Annotated in this window: 20 protein-coding genes and 2 pseudogenes; 11 read left to right on the forward strand and 11 right to left on the reverse strand. The window is 71.1% G+C overall.

The window, feature by feature from the left end:
* Positions 1-168: 168 nt before the first annotated feature.
* Entirely contained in the window at positions 169-1,110 is a 942-nt protein-coding gene (locus tag OG272_RS41265) for an IclR family transcriptional regulator C-terminal domain-containing protein (RefSeq protein WP_327726825.1), read from the forward strand.
* Here OG272_RS41265 and OG272_RS41270 read toward each other — a convergent pair.
* Genes OG272_RS41270 through OG272_RS41280 form a run of 3 tightly spaced genes read right to left on the reverse strand, consistent with a single transcriptional unit; the run spans position 1,061 to position 3,257 of the window.
* Positions 1,061-2,017 (reverse strand): PDR/VanB family oxidoreductase, encoded by a 957-nt coding sequence (locus OG272_RS41270; RefSeq protein WP_327726824.1) that lies wholly within the window; start codon positions 2,015-2,017, stop codon positions 1,061-1,063. The two genes, OG272_RS41265 and OG272_RS41270, sit on opposite strands and share 50 nt — an antisense overlap.
* Positions 2,014-2,196, reverse strand: coding sequence for a hypothetical protein (locus OG272_RS41275; RefSeq protein WP_326574615.1), 183 nt, complete (start codon positions 2,194-2,196; stop codon positions 2,014-2,016). The genes OG272_RS41270 and OG272_RS41275 overlap by 4 nt, the downstream gene beginning before the upstream one ends.
* Positions 2,193-3,257: an aromatic ring-hydroxylating dioxygenase subunit alpha gene (locus tag OG272_RS41280; RefSeq protein WP_327726823.1), complete on the reverse strand. Its 1,065-nt coding sequence runs from the start codon at positions 3,255-3,257 to the stop codon at positions 2,193-2,195. The genes OG272_RS41275 and OG272_RS41280 overlap by 4 nt, the downstream gene beginning before the upstream one ends.
* Before the next feature lie 193 nt (positions 3,258-3,450).
* Between OG272_RS41280 and OG272_RS41285 the strand changes: the two genes are divergently transcribed.
* The 7 genes from OG272_RS41285 (at position 3,451) to OG272_RS41315 (ending at position 14,969) form a co-directional block, all read left to right on the forward strand.
* On the forward strand, positions 3,451-3,708 hold the full coding sequence (locus tag OG272_RS41285; RefSeq protein WP_405895745.1) for a hypothetical protein: 258 nt from the start codon (positions 3,451-3,453) through the stop codon (positions 3,706-3,708).
* 235 nt (positions 3,709-3,943) lie between these two features.
* Positions 3,944-6,838, forward strand: coding sequence for an AAA family ATPase (locus OG272_RS41290; RefSeq protein ID WP_405895746.1), 2,895 nt, complete (start codon positions 3,944-3,946; stop codon positions 6,836-6,838).
* A gap of 345 nt (positions 6,839-7,183) precedes the next feature.
* The gene (locus OG272_RS41295) at positions 7,184-8,584 is read left to right on the forward strand and encodes an amidohydrolase family protein (protein WP_327726820.1); all 1,401 of its coding nucleotides are present in this window, start codon (positions 7,184-7,186) and stop codon (positions 8,582-8,584) included.
* Positions 8,585-9,395: 811 nt separating this feature from the next.
* Complete coding sequence (locus OG272_RS41300; RefSeq protein WP_405896123.1) at positions 9,396-9,683, forward strand: Atu4866 domain-containing protein; 288 nt, start codon at positions 9,396-9,398, stop codon at positions 9,681-9,683.
* Positions 9,684-9,770: 87 nt separating this feature from the next.
* Complete coding sequence (locus tag OG272_RS41305) at positions 9,771-11,381, forward strand: Na+/H+ antiporter (protein WP_328224410.1); 1,611 nt, start codon at positions 9,771-9,773, stop codon at positions 11,379-11,381.
* Between the two features lie 438 nt (positions 11,382-11,819).
* Positions 11,820-14,732, forward strand: coding sequence for an AfsR/SARP family transcriptional regulator (locus OG272_RS41310; protein ID WP_405895747.1), 2,913 nt, complete (start codon positions 11,820-11,822; stop codon positions 14,730-14,732).
* Between the two features lie 45 nt (positions 14,733-14,777).
* Positions 14,778-14,969, forward strand: a complete 192-nt coding sequence (locus tag OG272_RS41315; protein ID WP_326574608.1) for a hypothetical protein — start codon at positions 14,778-14,780, stop codon at positions 14,967-14,969.
* On the opposite strand, the gene OG272_RS41320 is transcribed toward OG272_RS41315, so the two are convergent.
* Positions 14,955-15,419: a DUF2255 family protein gene (locus tag OG272_RS41320; protein ID WP_327750282.1), complete on the reverse strand. Its 465-nt coding sequence runs from the start codon at positions 15,417-15,419 to the stop codon at positions 14,955-14,957. The two genes, OG272_RS41315 and OG272_RS41320, sit on opposite strands and share 15 nt — an antisense overlap.
* A gap of 194 nt (positions 15,420-15,613) precedes the next feature.
* A complete protein-coding gene (locus OG272_RS41325) occupies positions 15,614-15,901 on the reverse strand; it encodes a DUF1330 domain-containing protein (RefSeq protein ID WP_327726817.1) in 288 nt (95 codons plus the stop codon).
* 131 nt (positions 15,902-16,032) lie between these two features.
* Here OG272_RS41325 and OG272_RS41330 point away from each other — a divergent pair, with 131 nt between their 5' ends.
* On the forward strand, positions 16,033-16,371 hold the full coding sequence (locus OG272_RS41330; protein ID WP_405895748.1) for an ArsR/SmtB family transcription factor: 339 nt from the start codon (positions 16,033-16,035) through the stop codon (positions 16,369-16,371).
* Positions 16,372-16,484: 113 nt separating this feature from the next.
* Here the strand turns inward: OG272_RS41330 and OG272_RS41335 are convergent.
* From OG272_RS41335 to OG272_RS41350, 4 genes and pseudogenes are all read right to left on the reverse strand, one after another.
* Positions 16,485-16,589 (reverse strand): annotated as a pseudogene (locus tag OG272_RS41335) (NADPH-dependent FMN reductase); the annotation flags it as partial.
* An 18-nt stretch (positions 16,590-16,607) separates the two neighbouring features.
* Positions 16,608-17,156 (reverse strand): dinucleotide-binding protein, encoded by a 549-nt coding sequence (locus OG272_RS41340; RefSeq protein ID WP_326574605.1) that lies wholly within the window; start codon positions 17,154-17,156, stop codon positions 16,608-16,610.
* 80 nt (positions 17,157-17,236) lie between these two features.
* The gene (locus OG272_RS41345; protein WP_328224412.1) at positions 17,237-18,220 is read right to left on the reverse strand and encodes an alpha/beta hydrolase; all 984 of its coding nucleotides are present in this window, start codon (positions 18,218-18,220) and stop codon (positions 17,237-17,239) included.
* Between the two features lie 242 nt (positions 18,221-18,462).
* The gene (locus tag OG272_RS41350; protein WP_326574603.1) at positions 18,463-19,116 is read right to left on the reverse strand and encodes a hydrolase; all 654 of its coding nucleotides are present in this window, start codon (positions 19,114-19,116) and stop codon (positions 18,463-18,465) included.
* Positions 19,117-19,380: 264 nt separating this feature from the next.
* On the opposite strand from OG272_RS41350, the gene OG272_RS41355 reads away from it, so the two are divergent.
* Complete coding sequence (locus OG272_RS41355) at positions 19,381-19,626, forward strand: hypothetical protein (RefSeq protein ID WP_328224413.1); 246 nt, start codon at positions 19,381-19,383, stop codon at positions 19,624-19,626.
* A gap of 114 nt (positions 19,627-19,740) precedes the next feature.
* Here the strand turns inward: OG272_RS41355 and OG272_RS41360 are convergent.
* A pseudogene (locus tag OG272_RS41360) lies at positions 19,741-20,439 on the reverse strand (SDR family NAD(P)-dependent oxidoreductase).
* A gap of 214 nt (positions 20,440-20,653) precedes the next feature.
* The gene (locus tag OG272_RS41365; RefSeq protein WP_327726814.1) at positions 20,654-21,529 is read right to left on the reverse strand and encodes a helix-turn-helix transcriptional regulator; all 876 of its coding nucleotides are present in this window, start codon (positions 21,527-21,529) and stop codon (positions 20,654-20,656) included.
* A gap of 224 nt (positions 21,530-21,753) precedes the next feature.
* On the opposite strand from OG272_RS41365, the gene OG272_RS41370 reads away from it, so the two are divergent.
* The gene (locus tag OG272_RS41370; protein ID WP_327726813.1) at positions 21,754-22,626 is read left to right on the forward strand and encodes a helix-turn-helix transcriptional regulator; all 873 of its coding nucleotides are present in this window, start codon (positions 21,754-21,756) and stop codon (positions 22,624-22,626) included.
* Positions 22,627-22,905 lie beyond the last annotated feature (279 nt).

Raw genomic sequence — 22,905 nt, forward strand, 5'->3', positions numbered from 1 at the left:
GTGCACGGTCGTTGACAGTTGCAGAAGTGTGCTCCTAGCGTGCGCAGAGCGCACCCCCGTGCGTACGGAGCGCATGTGCCGCGCTTCGTTCGTGTGGTTTCCGTGCGGCTTCCGTGCTGTTCCCGTGCGGCGTCCGTGGGGCGTCCGAGCGGCTTCCTGGAGGCGACGATGCCCGATCGAGACCGGTTCGTCGGAGCCCGTGAACCGCACTTCGTCCGGTCCCTGGAGCGGGGCCTCGCGGTCATCCGGGCCTTCGACGCCGAACATCCCGCGCTGACCCTGAGCGAGGTCGCCCGGACCTGCGAGCTGACCCGGGCGGCCGCCCGCCGCTTCCTGCTCACCCTCGTCGACCTCGGGTACGTCCACACCGATGGCCGGCTGTTCCGGCCGACCCCGCGCGTGCTCGAACTCGGCTACGCGTATCTGTCCGGCTTCACCCTCGTCGACCTCGCCCAACCGCATCTGGAGCGGCTCGTCGCGCAGGTCGGGGAGTCGTCCTCGCTGTGCGTCCTCGACGGGGACGACATCGTGTACGTGGCGAGGGTCAGCGCGAGCCGCATCATGACGGCGACGATCACCGTGGGCACCCGCTTCCCGGCCCATGTCACCTCGGTCGGCCGGGTGATCCTCGCGCATCGGCCGGACGAGGAGATCGACGCCAGGCTCGCCCGCGCCGACCTCGAACCCCGCACCCGGCGCACCCTCACCTCCGCCGACCGGCTCAGGGCCGAGCTGCGCCGCGTACGACGCCAGGGGTACGCCCTCGTCGACCAGGAACTGGAGGAGGGGCTCCGATCGGTCGCCGCTCCGCTCCGGGACCGGGACGGCGAGGTGGTGGCCGGTGTGAACATCCCCGTCCACGCCGGCCGCACCTCCGTGGAGTCGGTACGCCGCGACCTGCTGCCCCACCTGCTGGCCGCGGTCGCCCGGATCGAGGCCGACCTGTGCGTGACGGGGACGGCCGCGGGCCGGCTGCGCGCCGTGGCCCCCGGCGCCGCCACGGGCCTGGCGGACGCGGCGACCGGCCGGGCCGACGCTGTCACCGGCCGGACCGATGTCGCTACAGGTCGAGCACCAGCCGCGACCCCTGACACCGGGACACACAGATGAGCATGGTCTCCCCGGACTCGCGTTCCTCGTCGCTCAGCACCGAGTCGCGGTGGTCGGGGGTGCCCTCCAGCACGTCCGTCTCGCAGGTCCCGCAGGTGCCCTCCGCGCAGGAGTACAGCACCTCGACCCCGGCGGCCCGTACGGTGTCGAGCACGGAGATCCCCACGGGCACCGTCACGGTCTTCCCCGTCCGCTCCAGCACGACCTCGAACTCGCTGTCCGGGCCCGTCTCCTGCTCCTTCGGCCGGAACCGCTCGACCCTGAGCGCCTTCCCGGGGCACCGCTCCTCGACCGCGTCGAGCAGCGCGCCGGGCCCGCAGCAGTAGACGAGGGCGTCGTCGGGAAGGCCGTCCAGCACGGACCCGAGGTCGAGCAGCCCGGCCTCGTCCTGCGGGGCGACGGTCACCCGGTCCCCGTACGCTCCCAACTCCTCCTGGAACGCCATGGATTCACGGCTGCGCCCGCCGTACAGCAGGGACCACTCGGCGCCCGCCGCCTCGGCCGCGGCCAGCATCGGCAGGATGGGGGTGATGCCGATGCCGCCGGCCACGAACCGGTAGCGGGGCACCGGCTCCAGGGCGAAGTTGTTGCGCGGCCCGCGCACACGGACCTTGTCGCCCTCGGCCAACTCCGTGTGCATGTAGGCCGATCCGCCGCGCCCGTCGGGCTCCCGCAGGACACCGATCCGCCACACCTCGCGGTTCGCCGGGTCGCCGCACAGGGAGTACTGCCGCTCCAGCTCAGGGCCCAGCAGCACGTCGATGTGAGCCCCCGGCTCCCAGACCGGGAGTTCCTCGCCCAGCGGGTGCCTCAGGGTGAGGGCGAGCACGCCGTCGGCCGCGAACTCCCGCCTTTCGACGATGAGTTCGGCTTCGTACGACGACGAAGGCGAGGGGGACGAGGTCATGTGCTGTTTCCTTGCGGCTCGTGTCCTTGGGGGTGGGCGAGCATCCACTCCCACATCTCGATGGGGTCCTGTGCCGTGTGCTCGCGTCCGCAGTGACAGGTGCCGTGCAGGATGTCCGTACCCGGCAGCCAGTCGATGCGGTAGACCTCTCCGGTCCGGAAGGTGGGCGGTGTGCTCACTGGACCTTCTCCACCGGCTTCTCACCCTGCTCGACCAGCCGGGCGAGGATACGCCGGGCGGCCAGACCGCCGGTGTCGATGTTGATGCTCAGCTCCTGGTAGCCGGTGCGCTCGGTGCCCAGTGTCTTCTGGAGCAGGTTCAGCGCGTCGACGTCCTGCATGACGACCGTGTGGTTGTTGCCCCTGAGGAACTCGGTGACCTCGTCGTTCTCGGTCGCCCAGTCCCGGGAGACCATCCAGAAGTCGTACACCTTGCCGTCCGCCGACGGGGTGATGGCGTAGGTGATCTCGGTGTGGAAGCCGTTCGGGTCGCTGCCGTCCGCCTCGGGGACCACGCCCACGGGGGCGATCCGGCTGTGCAGCAGGTACAGGCACGGGGCGAAGTACTCGATGTCCTGCCAGCGGGTGATCCGCCCCTCGATACCGGTCGACTTCGCGTAGAACGGCGGGCACTCGGCGTCGTCCATGTGCCGGCTCACCCGCACGACGCCCGCACCCTCGTCGACCTCGGTGGTGATCGGCGTCTCGGCGACCTCGGGGGTGCCGATGTAGCCGCCGTGCAGATAGGTCTCGTGGGACAGGTCGAGCAGGTTGTCGACGAGCAGTCCGTAGTCGGCGTCGATCGGCTCCATGCCGCGCACGGTGACCCAGCCGGGGGTGGCCAGGTGCTTGGCGCGCGGGATGGTCTGCGGGTCGGCGAGCGCCGGGTCGCCTATCCACACCCAGATCAGCGAGTCCTGCTCGACCACGGGGTACGAGGCCACGCGCGCCGTCCGCGGGATCCGCTTCTGCCCCGGCACGTACACACACGCGCCCGTCGTGTCGTACGTGAAGCCGTGGTACCCGCACACGATCCGGTCCCCGTCCAGCCCGCTCTCCGACAGCGGGTACCGACGGTGCACACACCGGTCGTGCAGCGCGACCGGCGTGCCCTCCTCCGCCGTGCGGTAGAAGACGATCGGCTCACCCAGGATCGTCCGGCCGAGCAGCTCCCGCCCCACTTCTTCGGCGTAGGCGGCGACGTACCACTGGTTCCTGGCGAAGGCGGTCATGTGAGGCATGGGGGTTCCCGTCCCTGTCGGCGGGGCGTCGTCGCCCCGCGTGCCGTGGTTGGGATCAGGTTCCTGACGGGTGCGGTCGCCGCGCAAGGCGGCTTCTGCCAGGCGGAAGTGTCTCTGTGAAAGGGCTGCTGAGGGCTTTGCCGAGCGTCTTGCAGAAGTGGGTGGGGGCAGCAGGGCGGAGCGAGGTGAAGTGATGAGGCCGGACCGGGGACGGGTGGGCTCGCGGCGCCCCGCACGCCACGTGTCCCTCGGCCACGGCATCCACTCCATCGGGGCACCGCTGGCCCGCTTGGAGGCGTCGATCGCGCTGCGGGTGCTGCTGACCCGCCTGCCGGAGATGGCGTGGGCCCGGCCGACGGAAGGCGTCACCCGGCTGCCCGCGGGCATCACCCGGGGGCCGGTGCGCCTTCCTGCCACGTTCACGCCGGAAAAGGGTTCGGACGTGGCCTGATCTGCCCTGATCCGGCTGGGCACGACCAGGCAGGCAGCCTGTGCGCCGTGTGCCGCCGCCGCGGGTGGTGGGGCAGCGACCGACGGATCACTTCTAGCTAGACGCCTCATAGACGGTTCATAGACGGGCCTGACCGAGGATCACACCGGAGCCACGGACATCCGTCGCGACGACGAGACACAGACGTGAGCTGTCGAAAGGGTGGGGGAGGACGATCGTGCGGGTCGATGACAGGATGGGTGACCGATCAGAGGTCAGCCCCGGAGCGCCGGGGCTGCTGGGCCGCAGTGTGGAGACCGCCGCGCTGCGGGATCTCGTCCGGCGAGCCTGCGCCGGCAGCGGCGGCGCCCTCGTACTGCTCGGCGAGGGAGGCATCGGCAAGACCACCCTGCTCGACAGCGTGCACGCCGAGCACCGGACACTGCGTGTTCTGCGCCTGGAGAACACACAGAGTGAGACCGAGCTTTCCTTCGCCGGACTCCAGCACCTGACCGGTCCCTTACTGCGCCATTTAGGCGGCCTGCCGCAGCCGCAGCGCGACGCGCTGGGCGTCGCGCTTGGACGCCGCTCCGGCTCGGCCCCCGACCCGCTGCACCTGAGGCTGGCCGTCCTGAACCTGCTGTCGGCCGCCGCCGAGGAGCAGCCGGTCGTCTGCCTCGTCGACGACGCGCAGTGGATGGACCCCGGTTCGCTCGCCGTGCTTGCCTTCGTGGCCCGGCGTGTCGCCGCCCAGCGCGTTGCCCTCGTCTTCGCCGCCGAGGACATCGGCCGCCTCGGGGAACTGGCCGGCCTGCCGACGCGTGACGTCAGGCCGCTCGGTGACCGGGACGCACGGGAGCTGCTGGACGGCACCGTCCGCGCCCCGCTCGACCAGCGGGTGCGCGAGCGTGTTCTGACGGAGGCGCACGGCAATCCGCTGGCTCTGCTCCATCTGCCCCGCTGGATCGGACCGACGGAGATGGCGGCCAGGTCGGTCGGAGGATACAGGGGAGGGCCGAAGCGGCTGGAGGAGTCCTTCCGCATCCGCTTGTCCCAACTCCCCACCGACACACAGCTGCTGCTGCTCCTGGCGGCGGCGGAACCGGACGGCAATCCTCTCGTGGTGCGCCGGGCCGCGGCGCGGCTGGACATCGGCCCGGACGCCGCGGCGGTCGCGGAGGCCGCGGGCATCCTCGACACCAGTACGCGGATGTCTTTCCGCCACCCCCTCCTGCGGTCCATGGTCTACGCGGCGGCGTCCTCGACCGAGCGGCGGCGCGCGCATGCCACCCTGGCCGAGTGCTGTGACGCCATGCAGGAACCCGACCGCCACGCCTGGCATCTGGGGCAGGCCGCCGCAGGCTTCGACGAGGAGGTGGCCGGCCGTCTGGAGGATGCTGCGCGCAGTGCGGCGCGGGGCACCGGGGCGGCCGTCGCCTGCGGCTTCTGGGAGTTGGCCGCCGCTCTGACGGTGGATCGCCGGACCAGAGCGTCGCGGCTGCTGTCGGCGGCGTGCGCCAAGCGGGAGACAGGCGCGTTCCGCGAGGCACTCGCCATGCTGGCCTCCCTCAGACACGAACCGATGCCCGCCGCGGACCACGCCCGGGTTGCCTTGCTGCACGCGCGCACGGCGTACGCCGTGCAGCGTGACGAGGAGGCGGTGCGCCTCCTGGTGGACGCGGCACGTCTGGTGGCGGACGAGGACCCCGTTTCCGCTCGGCACGTCCTGCTCGACGCGTTCGCGGCCGTCGCCTACTCCGGACGACACCTGCCCCGGGAGCGGATCGTGGACATCGTCGCCCAGACGCAGCGGATATGCCCTGACCTGGCCGTGCCCCCGGACCCGTCCCCGGACACGGACGACTCGGCCGACGCCGAAAGCACAGAAAGCACAGAAAGCGCAGAAAGCACCGACGGCACTGACGGCACTGACAGCACCGCAAGCGCGGACGGTGTCGTGAGCCTTGTGCTGCGGGCCCAGATGGCCTCCGTCTCGAAAGGGCCCGTGGCCGCCGCAGCGCTCATGGCACGAGTGGTGCGGCGGTCTCTGGCCGAGGCCCGTTCCGATGCGCTGGACGACCCGAACGTGGCACGTCTCGCCAGCGACGCCGCCCTGTACGTGGGTGACGCGCGGGCGTGGCAGCGGCTGGTGGGCAGGCAGGTACGGAGCGCGCGCGAGAGACGGGACCACGCCGCACTGTCCATCGCGCTGAACCACCAGGCCATGGTGGACCTGCACTTCGGCCGTCTGGACGAGGCGGCGGAGCGGGTGGCGGAGGCCCACGGCATCACCGACACCCTCGGGATGGCGCCGCTGCGTTATGCGGATCTCGCGCTGGTCGCGTGGCGGGGCGACGAGCAGAGGGGTGTCCCGCTCATCGATCTCGCGGCACGTGAGGCCGCTGACCGCCGGGAGGGGCGGCTGCTGACGGCCACGGAATACGCCCGCGCAGTCCTGCACAACGGAGCGGGTCGGCCGGAGGCGGCGCTCGCGGCCGTGGGGGAGCTGTACGACGGTGCCGGTGCGGGGTACCGGGCCCTGCTGGCGGCGGAGTGCGCCGAGGCCGCCGCGGCCTGTGGGCAGACGCTCTCGGCCCGGTCTGCCTGCGAGGTGCTTCGGGACAACGCCCGGGCGTGCGGCACCCCGTGGGCCGAGGGGCTGTATCTGCAGACGGAGGCGCTGTTCCGGGACGGCCGGGAGAAGGAGGAGTCGTATCGGCGGGCCGTGGAGGAACTGACCCGGGCCGGTGCCGTGCTGCAGGCGGCCCGTGCCCACCTGCTGTGGGGCGAGTGGCTTCTGAAGACCGGGCGCCGCACTCAGGCTCGCCAACCGCTGCGGCAAGCATGGACGGTGTTCTCCGGTGCCGGAGCGCGGGCCTTTCGGACCAGGGCCGCCATCAGGCTCGGTGCGGCGGGCGAGCGGTCCGTGCGTCCCAGCACGGGCGTGCACACGCTGACGGCCCAGGAGTTGCGCGTTGCCCGCATGGTGGCGTCGGGAGAGACCTCGCGCGAGGTCGGCGCGGCCCTGTTCGTCAGTCCCCGTACGGTGGACGCTCACGTCCGCAGCATCCTGCGCAAGCTCGACGTCCCCTCGCGGCGTCAGCTCCGCCACGTGGAAGGACTGCGCCCGGCCGAGCGGAGCGAGCTGTGAACCCGCTACGGAGCCTGCGGCGGCCGCGAACCGGTCCACCGGCCGGGACCACGCCCCCGGCGCGAGGACACGGATGATCACGTCCCCTGCCGGGCCGGCCGGAGGCGTGGGACCTTGCGTACAGGAGGCGAGCCCGCCCACGGCGACGCTCCTTCCGGCGGCGCGGCGCGCCGTCCGAGCCCGCCTTTCGAGTCCTCGGCCGCAGCGGCCATTCGGACGGTTCCTGGGAGTGGTACTCCCAGGTACACGGCGGCCTGGTGCGGGAGACAGGACGCGACGACGGTGGTTGCAGCCGGCCCGCCCAGGTGTCGGCGGTGTCCCTCCGATCGAATGTGGGTGTGTCTCATGTATCTCGACGATTCCGTACGCAAGGGCCTGCTGGACCGGCTGAGCGCCTCGGCCGGCGACCGTGACAGGCGTGTACTGCTCACGGGGGCCACGGTGGTCACCATGGATCCGGCTCTCGGAGTGCTGTCCAGAGGCGATGTACTGATCGAGGGCGAGGTGATCGCCGCGGTGGGCGAGGACCTGCGGGCGCAGGGCGCCGCCACGGACGCGGTGGTGATCGACGCCACGGGATGCGTCGTGGCACCGGGGTTCGTGGACACGCACCGACACGCCTGGGAGACGCAGTTGCGCCGCGTCATGCCGGACGTGGACGACCTGGGCGGTTACGTGACCACCACGCTGTTGGGATACGCACAGGTGTACCGCCCGCAGGACATGTATGTCGGCACCCGGCTGGCGGCCCTCACGGCGCTCGACAGCGGCATCACCACCATGCTCGACTTCTCCCACAACTCGCGCACGGCCGCGCACTCCGACGCGGCGGTGCAGGCGCTGGCGGACTCCGGGATCCGAGGCGTGCACGCGGCGATGGCCCCACACTTCGGTGACTGGGACAAGCAGTGGCCCTCGGACGTGGCGCGGCTTCAGAAGGAGTACGGCAGCGGCCTCCTCACCTTCCGTATCGCCACGCTGGCGACGGGTGAGATCGCGGGCCCGGAGCTGGAGTACGGGCCGCGGCTGGCCGCGGCGGCCCGCGAGCTGGGTGTCGGAGTGAGCGTGGACGCGGTCTTCGGGCTGCCGTCGTCGCGGGCGATCCTGGAGTGGGAGCGGCAAGGACTGCTGGGTCCGGACCTCACGCTGATCCACTCCACCGGCCTGACCCCGGACGCGTGGCGGGCCATCGGCGACAGCGGGACCACGATCGCGCTGGCGCCGACGTCGGACGCGCAGATCGGCCTGGAGTCGGCGATCCCGGCGGTGGACGAGGCGCTGGCGGTAGGGGTGCGGCCGGGACTGAGCATCGATGTGGAGGTCGCGTTGGCCAGCGACATGTTCACGCAGATGCGGGCCCTGCACGCCATCCAGCGGATGCGGGCGGTCAACGCCGCCTACGGCACCGATGCGCGGCCGCGCCGGATCAGCACCCTCGACGTGCTGGACTTCGCGACTCTGCAGGGGGCCCGGACGAACGGGCTGGGTGAGGTGACCGGTTCGCTCACGCCGGGCAAGCAGGCCGACGTGCTCGTGGTCCGCGCCGAGGACGTCAACAACATGCCGCTGAACGACGCGGTGGGCACGCTGGTGCTGGGCACCGACGCCCGTAACGTCGACACCGTCTTCGTCGCCGGGCAGGTCCGCAAGTGGGACGGACGCCTACTGGACGTCGACCTCGCCGCCCTGCGCGACGACGTCGCCACCTCCCGCGACCACGTCCTCAACGCCGGTACCACCTCCTGACCCTCGCCCGGCCCCGCGGGCAGACGGCGCCACCGTCGGGTGGCGCCGTCCTCGCGGGTGAGGGGCCACCAGGCGCGCCGCTGCCCTACGGGCTCGTCCGTGCCACATCACATCTGCCGGGCTACCGGCCGACGTGGAAGCAACCGTGCCCGGCCGGCCCGTCCCGAGCGGCCGGCCCGGCTCGGCGTCCGCCGGCGAGGGGGTGTCACCGGCCCCGACGGAGACAGGGACGCCTCCCCTGCGGCGTCGCGTGCGCGGACTCGGCGCACCCGGCCGCAGGCCTTGAGCGGCCTCGGGAAGATCCGGCGTGGGAGGGATCCCCCCTGGAAGCCGTGGACAGTGCCGAAGCGCCGCCCGGCGTTCCCGTCCGCACGGGCCCTGGGCGATCTCCTCACCGGTGCGGCCGATGGAGTTCCACCGCAGGAGATCTTCTCGTCGAACGGCTCACTGCCCAGGAGCAGCAGTCCGCTCTCGGTGACGGCCCGCCGGGGAGCTCCCGGCGGCCGCACTCCCAGGTACAGCGGGCAGGGCGGCAGGCCATCGAGGAAGTCGCGCCCCGGCACGCCTCGCCGCGTCCGGGGCGCACCGTCGCCGCGCCCCGGACGCGGCGACGGTGCGCCGGCTCTTCTTCGACCCCTTCACCGGCCGGCAGGTACGCCAGTTCGGTGAGTTCCTCGACCGCGTCCTGACACGGGTCGACGCGGAGACGGCGGACCCGGCCCGAGCGCCGCCCACCGCTGAGCCTGGGTGGAGCGCACCCAGGAAACACGCGGCCTGGTACCGGCCGGTGCCGCGGGCGACGGTGGATGTCATGAACACCAACGACGCCTCTTCGCCCGCCCCGCACCCCTACGTCGGCATGTGGGTCACCGCCGACGGGCACATCCGCCAGGAACTGCTGCCGGACGGCCGCTACGACGAGGCCCGCGGCACCCGGCAGAGCGCCTACACCGGCAGCTACACCGTCACCGGCGATCACATCGACTACGTAGACGACACCGGCTTCACCGCCACCGGAGACGTCCGCGGAGGTGTCCTCTACCACGAACACCTGGTCCTGTACCGCGAGGACGAGATGCCGGCCCGCGACGGCCGCTGATCCGGCTGTCCCGCCCCGCGCACGGGCGGGACAGCCTTCCTCTCCCCCGCACTTCGTCCGCCCCGGAACCATGGAAGGCACACGGACATGGAGAACCTGGAACTGGTCGTCGCCGTCGCCGCGGCCGTGCTCGTCACCGGATGGACCGTCCGCCGCACCGGCCTGAGCGAACCCCTGCTTCTGCTGGGGGCCGGCTGCCTCATGGGCATGACGCCGCCCTTCGACGCCGTCACCCTCTCGCCCGAGACGGTGTTGCTGCTGTTCCTGCCCGCCCTGTTGTACTGGGAGGCGCTGACCTCCTCGGTGCGGGAGATCCGCCACAACCTGCGCACCATCGCCCTGCAGTCGACCGTGCTGGTCCTGGCCACCGCGCTGGCGGTGGCGGCCGTGGCCCACGCCTTCGGCTACCCCTGGCCCCTGGCCCTCGTGCTCGGCGCGGTGCTCGCGCCGACCGACGCCGCCGCCGTGGCCGCCGTGGCCCGCGCCATGCCCCGGCGCATCCTGACCGTGCTGCGCACCGAGAGCCTCCTCAACGACGGCACCGCTCTGGTGCTGCTCGCCGTCGCCATCGAGGTGGTCGCCGAGGACGTTCCCTTCAGCTGGGCGGGGACCTCGGTGCGCTTCATCGAGTCCTACGTCGGCGGCATAGCGATCGGCGTGGCCGTCGCCCTGCTGCTCAGGTGGGTACGGCGTCGGCTCGACGATCCGCTGCTGCACAGCGTCCTCAGTGTCGCCACACCGTTCTTCGCCTTCCTGCCCGCCGAACTCCTGCACGTCTCCGGTGTCCTGGCCGTCGTCACCTGCGGACTGGTCAGCAGCCGGTACGGACCCCGGGTGATCAGGCCTGACGCCCGTGTGCAGGCCTCCGCCTTCTGGGAGGTCACCAGCCACCTCCTCAACAGCGCCCTGTTCGTCCTGGTGGGCATGCAACTGCCCGCCGCGGTCCGGGCCCTGACCTCCACGGACCTGCTGCAGGCCGTCGCGGTGGCCCTCGCCGTGAGTGCCGCGGTGGTCGGAACGAGGTTCCTGTGGTTCTACAGCGTCCCCTACGCGGTACGTCTGGTGGACCGGCGGCCTGTACAGAAGGCGCGCCGGATCGGGGCGCTGCAGCGACTGCCGCTGGCCTGGGCCGGCATGCGCGGCGCCATCTCCCTGGCGGCCGCTCTCACCATCCCGGCGGTGACCGCCGAAGGACGTCCCGTGGATCACCGGGACGCCATCGTGTTCACGACCGTCGTCGTCATCGTCGTGACCCTCGCCGTGCTCGGTCCGACCCTGCCGGCCGTGGTCCGGTGGGCACGGAGCGACGCCGACGACGAGCAGACCGCCGAGTCCGTCCTCGCACACCGCCACCTCAGCGCTGCCGCGCTGCGCGCACTGCCCGCACTGGCCCGCCGCCACGGCGTCGAAGCGGGCACGGTCGCTCAGCTGGAACGCGACATCAGCGACCGCGTCCACGGCGGGGAGGCCGCCACCCGGCGCAGCCACAGCGCCCACCAGCTGGAGGCCGCGCTGCTCCGGGTCAAGCGGCAGGCGCTGACCGAGCTGCGGGACGCCGGGCACATCGACGACATCGTGCTCCGCGGCGTTCAGGACGTGCTGGACGCCGAGGACGTACGGCTGTCGCTCAAGGCGGCGCGGATGCCGATGGTGACCGGCGCACCGAATCCGGAGGCGGTGCCACCACGCTCTCCCTAGCCGGAGTTCCGCGTACACCAGGCTCTTCCCTCGCACGGCGGCGCTCCCGACACCCGGGAGCGCCTTTCGTGGCGCCGGGCCAGGGCGGATGTTCCTGCGGGACCGGTCAATCGGTGACCACGGCGGGCGGGCGTCGCCCGCACACCCCGCCGTCCACGCTCACACCGCCCGCGGCCGCCGCGCATGGGCGGCCTGTGCCCAACCAGCAGGCGGGTCGGCATCGCGCCGACCGGTCGGCTGCTTCTCCCTCGTCGACGGTCGTACCTTCCAGGGTCCGTCGCGTCGCTGGCAGCGAGAGGTGACGATGATCATGTGGCGGGATGAAAGGCAGCTCAACGCATAGGATGTGACGCGCTTTCGCTACTTCGCATACCAGTAAACATACGAACTGCTCCTGAGCGCCGAAGCTGCTCGGCGTCTCGCACACGATGAGGGATCATGGGGGGATCGGGTACGTCACGCCTTCACTTCGCGGTGCTCGGCCGGCTTCGGGCGAGCCGCGACGGCATACAGCTGGACCTCGGACCGCCCCAGCAGCAGGCGGTGGCCGCGGTCCTGATCCTGCGGCAGGGCCGCGTCGTGAGCAGGGACGACCTCGTGGGTGCCCTGTGGGACGTCCCGCCCCGGCGCCCGGAGACCGTGGTGCGTACATACGTATGGCGCCTGCGTAATCTCCTGGAGCCCGATCGCGCGTCTGGCGAGCCGTGGCGTGTTCTGCGGTCCGTGCCCGGCGGCTACTCGCTGAGTCCGGCCGACGGCACGCTGGACCGGGAGATGTTCGAACAGCAGGTGGCCGAAGCGCGGATCTGCGGCGCGGCCGGTGACTCGGCGGGAGCCCGGGACCTGTTCGACACCGCCCTGGCGATGTGGCGGGAGCCGACACTGACAGGGATACCCGGTCCCTTCGCGGAAGCCGAGCGCTCCCGGCTGGAGGAACGCCGCCTGGACGTGGTCGAGGCCCGCCTGGAGGCGATGGTGGAGCTCGGCGAGTGTGCTGACGCCGCCACCGATCTCAGCGCGCTCGCCGAGATCCACCCGCTGCGCGAAGGCCTGCACTATCTGCTGATGCAGGCGCTGCACCGCACCGGCCGCCAGGGCGAGGCACTGGCGGCCTACCGCCGGGCGCACCGCCTGCTCGCACGCGAACTGGGCATCGAGCCCAACGCCCGCCTGCAGCAGTTGCACGCCGACATCCTCGGCCGCACCGCTCCTTCCGCCCGGCCGCCCGAGGTCGTCTCCCGTCAGGAACGGGCGCCCCGTCAGATCCCCCATGCGGTGGCCGACTTCACCGGCCGCGCCCGGGAGACCGAAAGCATCAGGAACGCTCTGTCGCACCCTCCGGCGCAGGCACTGCCCATCGTGCTGGTGACCGGAATGGGAGGCGCCGGGAAGACCTCCCTGGTCATGCACAGCGTGCAGAGCGTGCTCGCCGCCTACCCGGACGGGCAGCTCTACGTCGACCTGCGTGGAGCCGACGGAACGCCCGCCGACCCCGGCACCGTGCTGGCGTCCTTCCTGCGCGCCCTGGGCGAGCGCGACTCCTACATCCCGACGGAGCTGAACGATCGGGCCGCCCTGTACCGCTCCCGGCTGGCCCAGCAGCGCGTGCTGATCGTGCTGGACAACGCCGCCGACATGGACCAGGTGACCCCGCTGCTGCCCGGCGCCCCCACCTGCGCCGTGGTCATCACCAGCCGCAGCGGCCTGGCGACCCTCCCGGTCAGCCTGCGGATCGTCCTCGGAGCACTGCCCCTGCGAGAGGCGATGGGACTGTTCACCCGGCTCATCGGGGCCGCCCGCGTCGAGGCGGAGCCACGTACCGCGCACCGCATCCTCACCGCCTGCGGGGGACTGCCGCTGGCCGTGCGGATCATCGGATCCCGGCTGGCCGCGCGCCCCGCATGGAGCCTGGCCGACCTGGCGGAACGCCTCGCCGACGAACAGCACCGACTGTCCGAACTGACAGTTGACACGGTCACCGTCGAATCCAGCTTCGCCCTCGGATACGGCCAACTCGACGACCTCACGCGCCGGACCCTGCGGCTGCTCGCCCTGCCCGCCCACGGTGTGTACGACCTGACGACCGCGAGCGCCGTGCTCGACTTTCCGGCGGAGACCGCCAAGGCCCTGCTGGAACGGCTGGTCGGCGTCGGGCTGCTGGAGTCGCCCGCGCTGGAGCGCTACCGCTGTCACGACCTGGTCCGCCTGTTCGCCCGACGCCTGGCTGCGGAGACGGACCCCGAACAGGTCCGCCACGCCGCGCTGGGACGCCTCCTGGATCTGCATCTGGTCGCCGCCGCCGAGTCCTACCGTGTCATCCGGCCCGGTCACACAGTGGCGCGCACGGCACTGCCCGTCGTGCCGGGAGGAACGCGCTTCGCCGGCGTCGACGAGGTGCTCGCGTGGAGCGCCTCCAGTCTCGACGACATCCTGATGCTCCTGACGCAGACAGCGGCCACGCACACCGACCGCGCCGCGACGCTGCTGCTGATGCTGGACGCCGTGCTGATGAACGCCCACCTGTGGCACCAGATCATCCCGGTGGCCACCCTCGTCGCCGACGCGGCCGCCCACGCGCACGACGGGCGTTCCGAGGGCCGTGCCCGCTACATCCTGGGCGGAGCGCTGTCCCAAGTCGGGCGGCTGAGTGAGGCGGAAAGCCAGGTGGCCCGGGTACTGCAGTCGTCGTGTGAGGGGGATGAGGACGTCCGCGCCATGGCACTGAACGTTCAGGCCATGGTCGTCGGTCACCGCGACCCGGTTCGCGCTGTCCGTTTGTTCCGAGAGGCCGCCGCCCTGGCCGGACGGCGAGGCAACCGGTCCCTGGAGTCGATGGTGCTGGGCAACGCAGTCCAGACCCGGCTGAGCAGTGAGGGCATCGACGAGCAGACCGTGGCCGAATCGGAGCGCCAGGTCGAGCTGTCCCGACAACTCGGCGACCGGCAGGGAGAAGCCCTGTCGAACTACCGCTACGGGCAGGTGCTGGTACGCCAGGGTTTGCTCGATGAGGCGATCGCCGTCTATCAGCACGTCCTGGGGCTGCTGGTCGAAGGGGATTGGGACTTCGTACGCGCGGGTACCCTCATTCGCCTCAGCGAGGCGTACACCGCGGCGAACCGCCTGCACCCGGCCGTGCGGTGTGCCGAAGAGGGGCTGAAGCTGACCAGGGCGGTCCGGCATGAGCAGTTGGAGGCTCTGTCCCTGCGCGCGCTCGGCGACGCCCTGGCCGCGATGGGCCGTGCCGAGGAAGCGGTGGAGCACTGGCGGAAAGCCCTGGCCATCCTGCGCCATCTCGGTTTCCAGGGCGACGCCGCAACCGTGGAGGAACGTCTCGCCGCTGCTGCCCCTTGACACCGCTTCGGACCTGCGCCACTCCGCCGCGCGATCCCCTGACGCATGATCAGCCCTTCGCACGCGCCGCGGGGTCTTCCGGCCCGCGAACGGGAACTTGCGACGATCGGCGACCTCCTCGCCGCGTCCGGTGCGGGCCGCGGCGGCACGCCGGTGGTCGCGGGTGAACCCGGGCTCGGCAAGACGGCCCTGCTGCGACGGAGTGCCGACGACGGGGGAGGGTCACGCGGTGTCTGATGGCTCCCCTCTTCGGCCGCCGATCTCCGGCGCACTGACGACGCGCAGGGTGGCGGCGCGGGCAACGGGTGCGGTGATGAAGCCGACGGGGCCCGGCCAGCCGAGTCCGTACTTCTGCGCATAGGCGGCATCGATCCGCTCCAGCAGGGGGAGGTCCGGCACGGGTTCGAAGTGCGCCTGCACGATGCCGTCCGCGCACCATACCTGTGCGGAGGAACCCGCCACCTGTCGGTGCCACCACGTCCGAACCCCGGACAGGGCCCGGACATACACATCGTCGTCCACGCTCACGATCCACAACTCACAGGTTCGATCCGTGTCTTGAGCCGTCGTGACACGTAGCGTGACCTGCATGTGCCGCCCCAGCCGAACCGACCGTTCCACGTGCAGCCTCCTCCGGATTCCGTCCGCCGCCACCGGGCGGAGGCTCGGTGACGGCCGACGGAACATGCGCAACGGCAGGAGGCCGACCCATGGGGGTACGGACACGTGGCCTTCCAGCCGTTCGTGCGATCGGGAACACCACTGTGTCGGAACCGCGAAGAGGCCGCTTCGGTGAAACTCGCCTAGCCCGACCCGGTTCGCGGTGTGCGGGGCGGGTCGAGCGGTGTGGGTGCGGCTCGGTGTGCTCAGACGGACCGGGGTCAGACGGAGTCGATCACGAGCGCGCCGGCGGTGGCGAAGGTGTGCCGGAACTCCTTGAGGGGCTTGTAGTCCTCGGAGTGGTAGAAGTCGAGGACGGCCTGCTTGTCGGGGAACTCCAGGATCACTCCGATGCCGGGACGCTGGTCGGCTTCCAGGACGATGCATTCGGTGTCCCGGGCGATGGGCCTGCCGCCGTAGCGGGAGACCACGTCGAGCGTCCGGGACTCGTAGTCCCGCATCTTCTCGTCGTCCTGGGGGGTGACGCTGATGACCATGTAGGCACTCAACTGACCGCATCCTTCGTTAGTTCGCAATGACGTGAACTATTGAACTGTAAGGCACCTGCGAGGCAAAACGCCAGGTCTGTGAATCGGGGCACATGAATTCGTCAGTCCGCAAACTTGCGTACACTCGAAGAGTGAAAGCGCTGACGCATCCCGCCCGGACCGAACTGCGCATCGAGTCGGTGCTGGACGCGATGGCCAACCCCACGCGGTTGAGGATCATCGAGCGCCTCGCCCGGGGCGAGGAGCTGACCTGCGGGACGACGCTGCCCGACGTCTCGGCCTCCACGGCCAGCCGCCACTGGCACGTCCTGCGCGATGCCGGCGTACTGAGGGCCCGCCGGGAAGGCCGGATCATCCTGCACAGTCTGCGCCGGGACGACCTGGACGCCCGCTTCCCCGGCCTGCTCGACAGCGTCCTCGCGGCCGTACGCGACGCCCAGGAGACAGCGGCCGAGCCGGACGGCCGCTGACCCGGGTGCCTTCGTCGCGCGGAGCGGGCGGCACGCACCGCAGGTGCGGATCCGCCCTCCTTGCCGGGGCCTCGGGGCCGCGGCTTCCCCTCTCGGCACCGCCCGGCGGCGCCGATCACCAGTCGCAGGTGCTCGACGGCGCGGGTGCCACCGACGCTGCCGTGACTGACGAAGCCGGCGGCCTCGTTGTTCCACTCCTTGTAAAGGAAACCGATGGCGGGCGGTGGAGCGCGGGCTTACAGCTCGCCCGGGCGCCCGTAGCGGTAGAAGAAGGGACCGATCTGCGCGGCGAGGGCGCGGGTGAGCGCCGAGCTGTTCTCCAGCAGCCGCGCACCGGGGTCGAGGTCGCCCACGTACAGCGGGTCGAAGCCCGCGTCACGGATGAGCCGCTCAGTGACTTCCTTGGCGCCGGGTTCGGCCGCGAAGAGGTTGCTGGGCACGACCCGCTGCGCGTCGATCTGCTCGTACGCGGCGGCGAAGACGGTGGAGAACGACTTGGCGGTGGGCCCCCCGATGACCGCCTTGATCTGGTGGGAGAGAGACGGGTAGGTCTCGTCCCGTGTTCCGTAGAGGTTGGTGGCGTCGACGGTCACCTGGCCGGCCAGCCCGGTCACCTTCCCCAGTGCTGCGGCGATCGCGTCTCCGGGTACGGCCACGACGACGACCTCGGCGTCGCAGGCATCGCCGCCCTCGCGTCCCAGCGCGGTCACCTGGTGGCCGGCCTGCTGCCATCTGCGGGCGAGGCCACCGCCGACGCGACCCCGGCCGATGACGGTGATGTCCATGCTGACCTCCTTGTTGATTCATCAATGAATTAGCCCGGTGATTGCTGGCACGTCAGCAATCGCTGTGCGCCGAAAGACGATCAGCCGAGCAGCGTCCGCCGCAGCCACGCCGCCCTGGCCGCGCGTGCCCGCTTCGACAGCTCGGCGTCCGGGGCGAGCGCGTCGAAGCCGTGGAAGCCCCCGGGCCACACGTGCAGCTCCGCCTCGCCCCCGGCCTGCCAGACGCGCGAGGCGTAGGCGACGACCTCGTCGCGGAACGTCTCGGCGGAACCTACGTCGATGAAGAGCGGCGGCAGGCCGGACAGGTCCTCGGCGCGCGCGGGCGACGCGTAGGCCGTGACGTCCGGGCCGCCGCGCCGCTCACCCAGCAGCGCCGTCCAGCCCGTGTCGTTCGCGGTGCGGTCCCAGGCGCCCACACCGGCCATCTGGTGGGCGGACAGGCTGTCGTTGCGGTCGTCGAGCATCGGGCAGACCAGCAACTGCCCCGCTGGCACGGGGCCGTCGAGGTCCCGGGCGAGCAGCGTCAGGGCCGCGGTCAGGCCACCGCCGGCGCTGGGCCCCGACACGACCAGCCGGCCGGGATCGACGCCCAGCTCGTCCGCGTGGTCCACGGTCCAGCGCAGCCCCGCGTACACGTCCTCCAGCCCCGCGGGGAAGGGGTGTTCGGGGGCCAGCCGGTACTCGACGGACACGAGCACGACGCCCAGCTCCTGCACCCAGTCGAGCATCTCCCCGATGAGGTTGCGGTTGTCCCCGAGGATCATGCCGCCGCCGTGGGTGAAGTAGACCGCGGGCCGTGGCCCGGTGGAGCCGGCCGGTCGGCAGATCAGCAGCGAGATCTCGGGAGCGCCTTCCGGCCCCGGGACCCGGCGCTCCGTGAAATCGATCGCACCACCCCGGTGCAGCTCGTCGTCGGTCGGCGCCGTGGCCGCCATGAACGCGCGCAGGGCCGGGATCATCTCTGGCAGGACAGCCGACGGCATGGTGTGTGCCAACTCCGTGAGAACGGGCACCAGTTCGGGGTCGAAGGGGGGTGGCGGTCCGGGGCGGGACGTGTCGGTCATCGGTGTCGGTGCACTCCTGTCGGGCGGGACGGCACGCGCGCAGGGGCCGAGCACCCGGACTGCCTGCCGTGACGGACGGAAGAAGGCCGACCGGCCGCCGTGCGGGGCGGCCGGGGCTTCGGACATGGCTCGGGCCCGGCCCCGGCCTGGGGCAGCCAGGTGGGGGCGAGCCGCGGGTGGCACGGACCGAGCCGTTGCCGTGCCACCCGCGCTCCTCGTCCCCCTGGGACGAGGAGCGCTGCTCAGCCCTTGTTCTGGCCGAGCAACTGGAGCTCCCAGGCGAGGCTGGTGCCGAAACTGCCGCCGTGCTCCAGAAGGATCTCGGTCATGCCGGGAACGGTCTCCTCGCGGGCCCAGTCCCGCTGCCACTCGGAGATGACGGTGCCGGAGCAGGTGGGTATGACACCGGCCTGGATCATCCGCTCGATGCCGCGCTCATGAGCTTCGGTGGTGGTGGCCCCCGAGGCGTCGGTCACGGCGAAGACGCGGTAGCCGTCGGCGAGGGCGTGGATGGCGGGCCAGGCCAGGCAGATGTCCGTCCACAGACCGGCGATGACGAGGTCCTTGCGCCCGGTGGCCGCGACGGCGTCCACGACGCGCTGGTCCTCCCAGGTGTTGATCGCCGTACGGTCGATCGGCGTCTGCTCCGGGAAGACGTCCTGGAGCTGGCGGATGATGTGGCCGCCACGGTCCTCGACCACTGTGGTGAGGATGGTGGGGACGTCGAACAGTTTGGCGCCCTTCGCCAGCGCGGTCACGTTGTTGACCACCAGGGTGGCGTCCATGCTGCGCATGCCCGCGAACTGGGCGCCTTGGTGGTCGATCAGCAGCAACACCGACTTCTCAGGGGTGAGAAGGGCGTCGAGGCCGGTGTACGTGATGCCCTTGGCTGCCATGAATTCTCCGATGGTTGTCGAGTGACGGACGACCCCGGATGCGGCCGCCTCGACCAAGGTCGCACCGGCGGAGCCGGCCCCGCATCGGTGACGAGTACGTACGTGATGACGCACCCTCGTCGGACCGTTCGGTACGTACCTGAAGTCCGGGAGGGAGGACGACTGCCGCAACGAGGCAACGAGGCAACGAGACAACGAGGCAACGAGGCAACGAGGCAACGAAGCGGCGACGCGACGGCCGAACGCGTCGCGCACAGGCGGCCAGTGCGGCCAGTGCCGGTCGGCGACCCCACGCTGCCCACACTGCGCGATCCACGGACCTTCGACGGCCTGACCCGTCTCCTCCTCTCCGGCGGAGCCTGGCCGGCCGACGATCCGCAGCCGGTGGGCGAGGTGCACGTCATGGCCGGTCTCGACAACCGGTGGAGCCCCACCGCCGACACGGCGGCCCCGTCGTCACCGGCCTGGTGCGGGTGGGCGACATCCTCGTCCGCACGAACCCGACCCTGACGCAGGGCATCTCCCTCGCCTTGTGGGCGGCCGCACGGGTGGCCCATACGGCCCACCACGCCACCCGCCACGAGGAGTTCGCCGGGTCCTACGACCGGTGGGCGCACACCGTCCTCAACCCCTGGTTCGACCCGCGGGTCGCGGCGGACAAGCCTGTCGGCCGACGGAGTCGTGGTAGGCGCGGCGTGCGGCCCCGGCGGTCTGGTCGTAGTCCGCGATGGGGTCCTGCGTCTCCTGGGAGGAGCCGGCCCAGTCGGTGCGGAACGCGGACGGCTCGACGGTCATGACCGTGATGCCGAGAGGTTCCACCTCGTGCCGCAGGCTCTCCGAGAGGCCTTCGACGGCGAACTTGGTGGCGCAGTAGTAGCCGACGGCGGGATGCCCGACCAGTCCGCCGATCGAGGTGAGGTTCACGATGGTGCCCGAGCGCCGGGCGCGCATGCCCGGCAGGACCGCGTGAATGACGCGGGCGACACCGTGGAAGTTGACGTCGAAGAGACGTCGCGCGGTCTGCGGGGAGGGTTCCTCCACCGCTGCGAACTAGCCGATGCCGGCATTGTTGACCACGACGTCGAGCCGGCCGAAGTGCTCTTCCGCCCGGCGTACCGCTTCCGTCACGCCGACGTCGTCGGCGACGTCCAACGCCACGGCGAACGCGTTGTCGCGGGCACCGAGATCCTTGATCTGCTCGGTCCTGCGGGCGGTGACCACCACACGAAACCCTTTGTCGAGCAGGTGTGCGGCGATGCTCCGCCCGAATCCGGTCGAGCAACCCGTCACCAGCCAGACCGGCGCATCTTGCCTGCTTTCCATGATTTCTCTCCTTCAGCTCTGTCGAGGACCGATATCCGGTTGCTCGGGAACCCCTGAGAAGAGAATGGCCGTTGTGCTTTCCGACAGGCAGGCCACGATTTACCTGGGAGAAGGACTCCTGGGAAAGGCTGTCCTGGACCGCCCGGGAAAGGGCGCGCGACGCAGCGCACCGCCGGGCCCTCCCCGGGGCCGGCGGTGCGCGGAACGCCCTTTCTCAGCTGTCGGTACTCGGCTCCTGCCGGCTCGGAAACGTCGGCGCTCCGATGGAACCGAGCAGGGACAGCGCATCGGCCGACGCGGAGCCGGGTTCGGTGTGCAGGACGACGAGTTGCTGTCCGGGCGCGCTGCGGATGTGCAGTGCTTCGTGGCGTAGTTCCAGGTCGCCGATGGCGGAGTGGCGCATCTGCTCGACCTCGTACGGAGGGACCCGTGAGTACTCCCGTGCCCAGAGGGACCGGAACTCGCCACTGCGCACCGACAGTTCGCCGACGAGTTCGAGGATACGCGGATCGTCCGGCGTCTCCGTGGCCGTCTGCTGCAGGTCGGCCACGGCTCGGTGCTCGGCACGCCGGGGATCACGGTAGAAGGCCTTGGCCGCGGGGTCGAGGAACAGCATGCGCAGGACGTTGTCCTGCTGGGCGAAGTCCGAGTACAGGGCCTGCGCCAGGTCGTTGGCCGCCAGGATGTCCTGGGCGTGGCCGATGACGAAGGCGGGTGTCCTGGTCCAGCTCTCGATCAACTGCCGCAGTGGAGGGTGGGCGCGCTCGACACGGAAAGGAGACCTCGTGCGGCGTGTGGTGGGCCGTGCCGTGCGGAGGAGGTGCAGCCGGTCCTCGTCGCTCAGTTGGAGCACGCGAGCCACCGCTTCGAGGACCCTTCGCGAGGGGTTGAGTTCGCGTCCCTGCTCCAGCCGCACGTAGTAGCCGGCGCTGACGCCGGCCAGGGCCGCGACCTCGTCGCGACGCAGCCCCGGCACCCGTCGGCGGCCGGTACTGGGCAGTCCTACGGCCGCGGGGCTGAGGAGCTCCCGTCGGGAGCGGAGAAACCGGCCCAGCCCTTCCACCGTGGCAGGGTGCTCTTCTTTGTCCATGTCATCGAGGCTAGAGGGAATCTGCCGTGAAAGGGCACGCTGACCGTGGGTGCATCACTCCCAGGATCGAGGGAGGCAACGGTGGTCGGCGGGTATTGTCGAACCGGTGGGCCGAAGCCGGGCCGCGAGACCAGCCGCTGCAGGTGGTGAGGGCCGAGAGCGAAGATTTGCCACCTTACCTGTTCGAAACTCAACATCAACCGTATTCGGTCTACCCTTTGCGCATGAGCAACGGGACGCCTTTGGGTGAATTCCTCCGAGCCCGTCGAGAGGCTCTCAAGCCGCATGACGTCGGTCTGCCCGAGCACGGGCGGCGCCGGGTTCCGGGACTGCGCAGGGAGGAAGTGGCGCTCCTGGCCGGAGTGAGTTCCGACTACTACATCAGGCTCGAGCAGGGCCGCGAGAACAGCCCCTCGCCTCAGGTCGTCGAAGCGGTGGCGCAGGCGCTGAAGCTGAACGCGGAGGCCACCGACCATCTCAACCGACTGTGCCTTTCCGCCTCGCAGCGCCGACGCGACCACGGCCACGCAGCGGTGAGCGGCCAGCTGTTGCAGCTCATGGACGGGTGGCAGCACACGCCCGCCTTCGTCCTCGGACCCGCTCTCGACGTCCTTGCCGGCAACGCGCTGGCCACTGCGCTGCACAGCGGCTTCGACCGGTTCGACAACCTGGCCCGGATGGTGTTCGTCGACCCCGCGGGCCGGGACTTCTACCAGGAGTGGGAGCGTGCGGCGCACTCCTGCGTCGCTGAGATCAGGGCCGCCTACGGCTTCGATCCGGACTCGGCGCGCATCGCCGAGGTGGTCGAGGAACTCTCGGTGCAGAGCGAGGAGTTCACGGAGCTCTGGCAACTGCACGAGGTCAAGAGCAAAAGCCAGGAGGGCAAGCACCTGAGGCATCCGCAGGTGGGGGACCTGCACATCGCGTTTGCCGCCTTCACCGTCAACGGCGCGCCGCACCAGCAGCTCGTGGTGTACCAGGCGGAGCCGGCCAGCCCGACGGCGGCCGCCTTCGAGGCGTTGCGCGCGATGGCCACCGCGCCGAAGCAGGAGGAACGGGGCACGACCGAACCGGCGTTGTCCTCCGCCGAGGCATGAAACGGTTCCGGAGCCGTCCCTGATGCATCAACGACATACTGCGGTGGGCTCCCGCCCGGGAGGTTCCCTCGCGCAGCGACGCCGTGCGTCCCGAGCCCGGGGACACCATCGTCGTGTCGGCCGCCACCGGAGGAGTGGGAACATTCGCCGCACGGTCGGCCCGCCTGCGCGCCGCCACCGCGATCGGCACCGCGCGACCGCACAACGCCGACTTCCTCCGCTCGCCAGGCGTCACCCCCGTGTACCACAGCCTCGACGCGTGGGGTACGCCGAGGCTGT

Source organism: Streptomyces sp. NBC_00104 (genome assembly GCF_045160825.1).
Classification (GTDB): Bacteria; Actinomycetota; Actinomycetes; order Streptomycetales; family Streptomycetaceae; genus Streptomyces.

Excerpts from the sequence above, each read along its gene's own strand:
- OG272_RS41365 (WP_327726814.1), bottom strand. The coding sequence starts at position 21,529 with ATGGACAAAGAAGAGCACCCTGCCACGGTGGAAGGGCTGGGCCGGTTT.
- OG272_RS41265 (WP_327726825.1), top strand. The coding sequence starts at position 169 with ATGCCCGATCGAGACCGGTTCGTCGGAGCCCGTGAACCGCACTTCGTC.
- OG272_RS41290 (WP_405895746.1), top strand. The coding sequence starts at position 3,944 with ATGGGTGACCGATCAGAGGTCAGCCCCGGAGCGCCGGGGCTGCTGGGC.
- OG272_RS41305 (WP_328224410.1), top strand. The coding sequence starts at position 9,771 with ATGGAGAACCTGGAACTGGTCGTCGCCGTCGCCGCGGCCGTGCTCGTC.
- OG272_RS41320 (WP_327750282.1), bottom strand. The coding sequence starts at position 15,419 with ATGTTCCGTCGGCCGTCACCGAGCCTCCGCCCGGTGGCGGCGGACGGA.
- OG272_RS41300 (WP_405896123.1), top strand. The coding sequence starts at position 9,396 with ATGAACACCAACGACGCCTCTTCGCCCGCCCCGCACCCCTACGTCGGC.
- OG272_RS41310 (WP_405895747.1), top strand. The coding sequence starts at position 11,820 with ATGGGGGGATCGGGTACGTCACGCCTTCACTTCGCGGTGCTCGGCCGG.
- OG272_RS41345 (WP_328224412.1), bottom strand. The coding sequence starts at position 18,220 with ATGACCGACACGTCCCGCCCCGGACCGCCACCCCCCTTCGACCCCGAA.
- OG272_RS41270 (WP_327726824.1), bottom strand. The coding sequence starts at position 2,017 with ATGACCTCGTCCCCCTCGCCTTCGTCGTCGTACGAAGCCGAACTCATC.
- OG272_RS41285 (WP_405895745.1), top strand. The coding sequence starts at position 3,451 with ATGAGGCCGGACCGGGGACGGGTGGGCTCGCGGCGCCCCGCACGCCAC.
- OG272_RS41370 (WP_327726813.1), top strand. The coding sequence starts at position 21,754 with ATGAGCAACGGGACGCCTTTGGGTGAATTCCTCCGAGCCCGTCGAGAG.
- OG272_RS41315 (WP_326574608.1), top strand. The coding sequence starts at position 14,778 with ATGATCAGCCCTTCGCACGCGCCGCGGGGTCTTCCGGCCCGCGAACGG.
- OG272_RS41350 (WP_326574603.1), bottom strand. The coding sequence starts at position 19,116 with ATGGCAGCCAAGGGCATCACGTACACCGGCCTCGACGCCCTTCTCACC.
- OG272_RS41295 (WP_327726820.1), top strand. The coding sequence starts at position 7,184 with ATGTATCTCGACGATTCCGTACGCAAGGGCCTGCTGGACCGGCTGAGC.
- OG272_RS41280 (WP_327726823.1), bottom strand. The coding sequence starts at position 3,257 with ATGCCTCACATGACCGCCTTCGCCAGGAACCAGTGGTACGTCGCCGCC.
- OG272_RS41340 (WP_326574605.1), bottom strand. The coding sequence starts at position 17,156 with ATGGACATCACCGTCATCGGCCGGGGTCGCGTCGGCGGTGGCCTCGCC.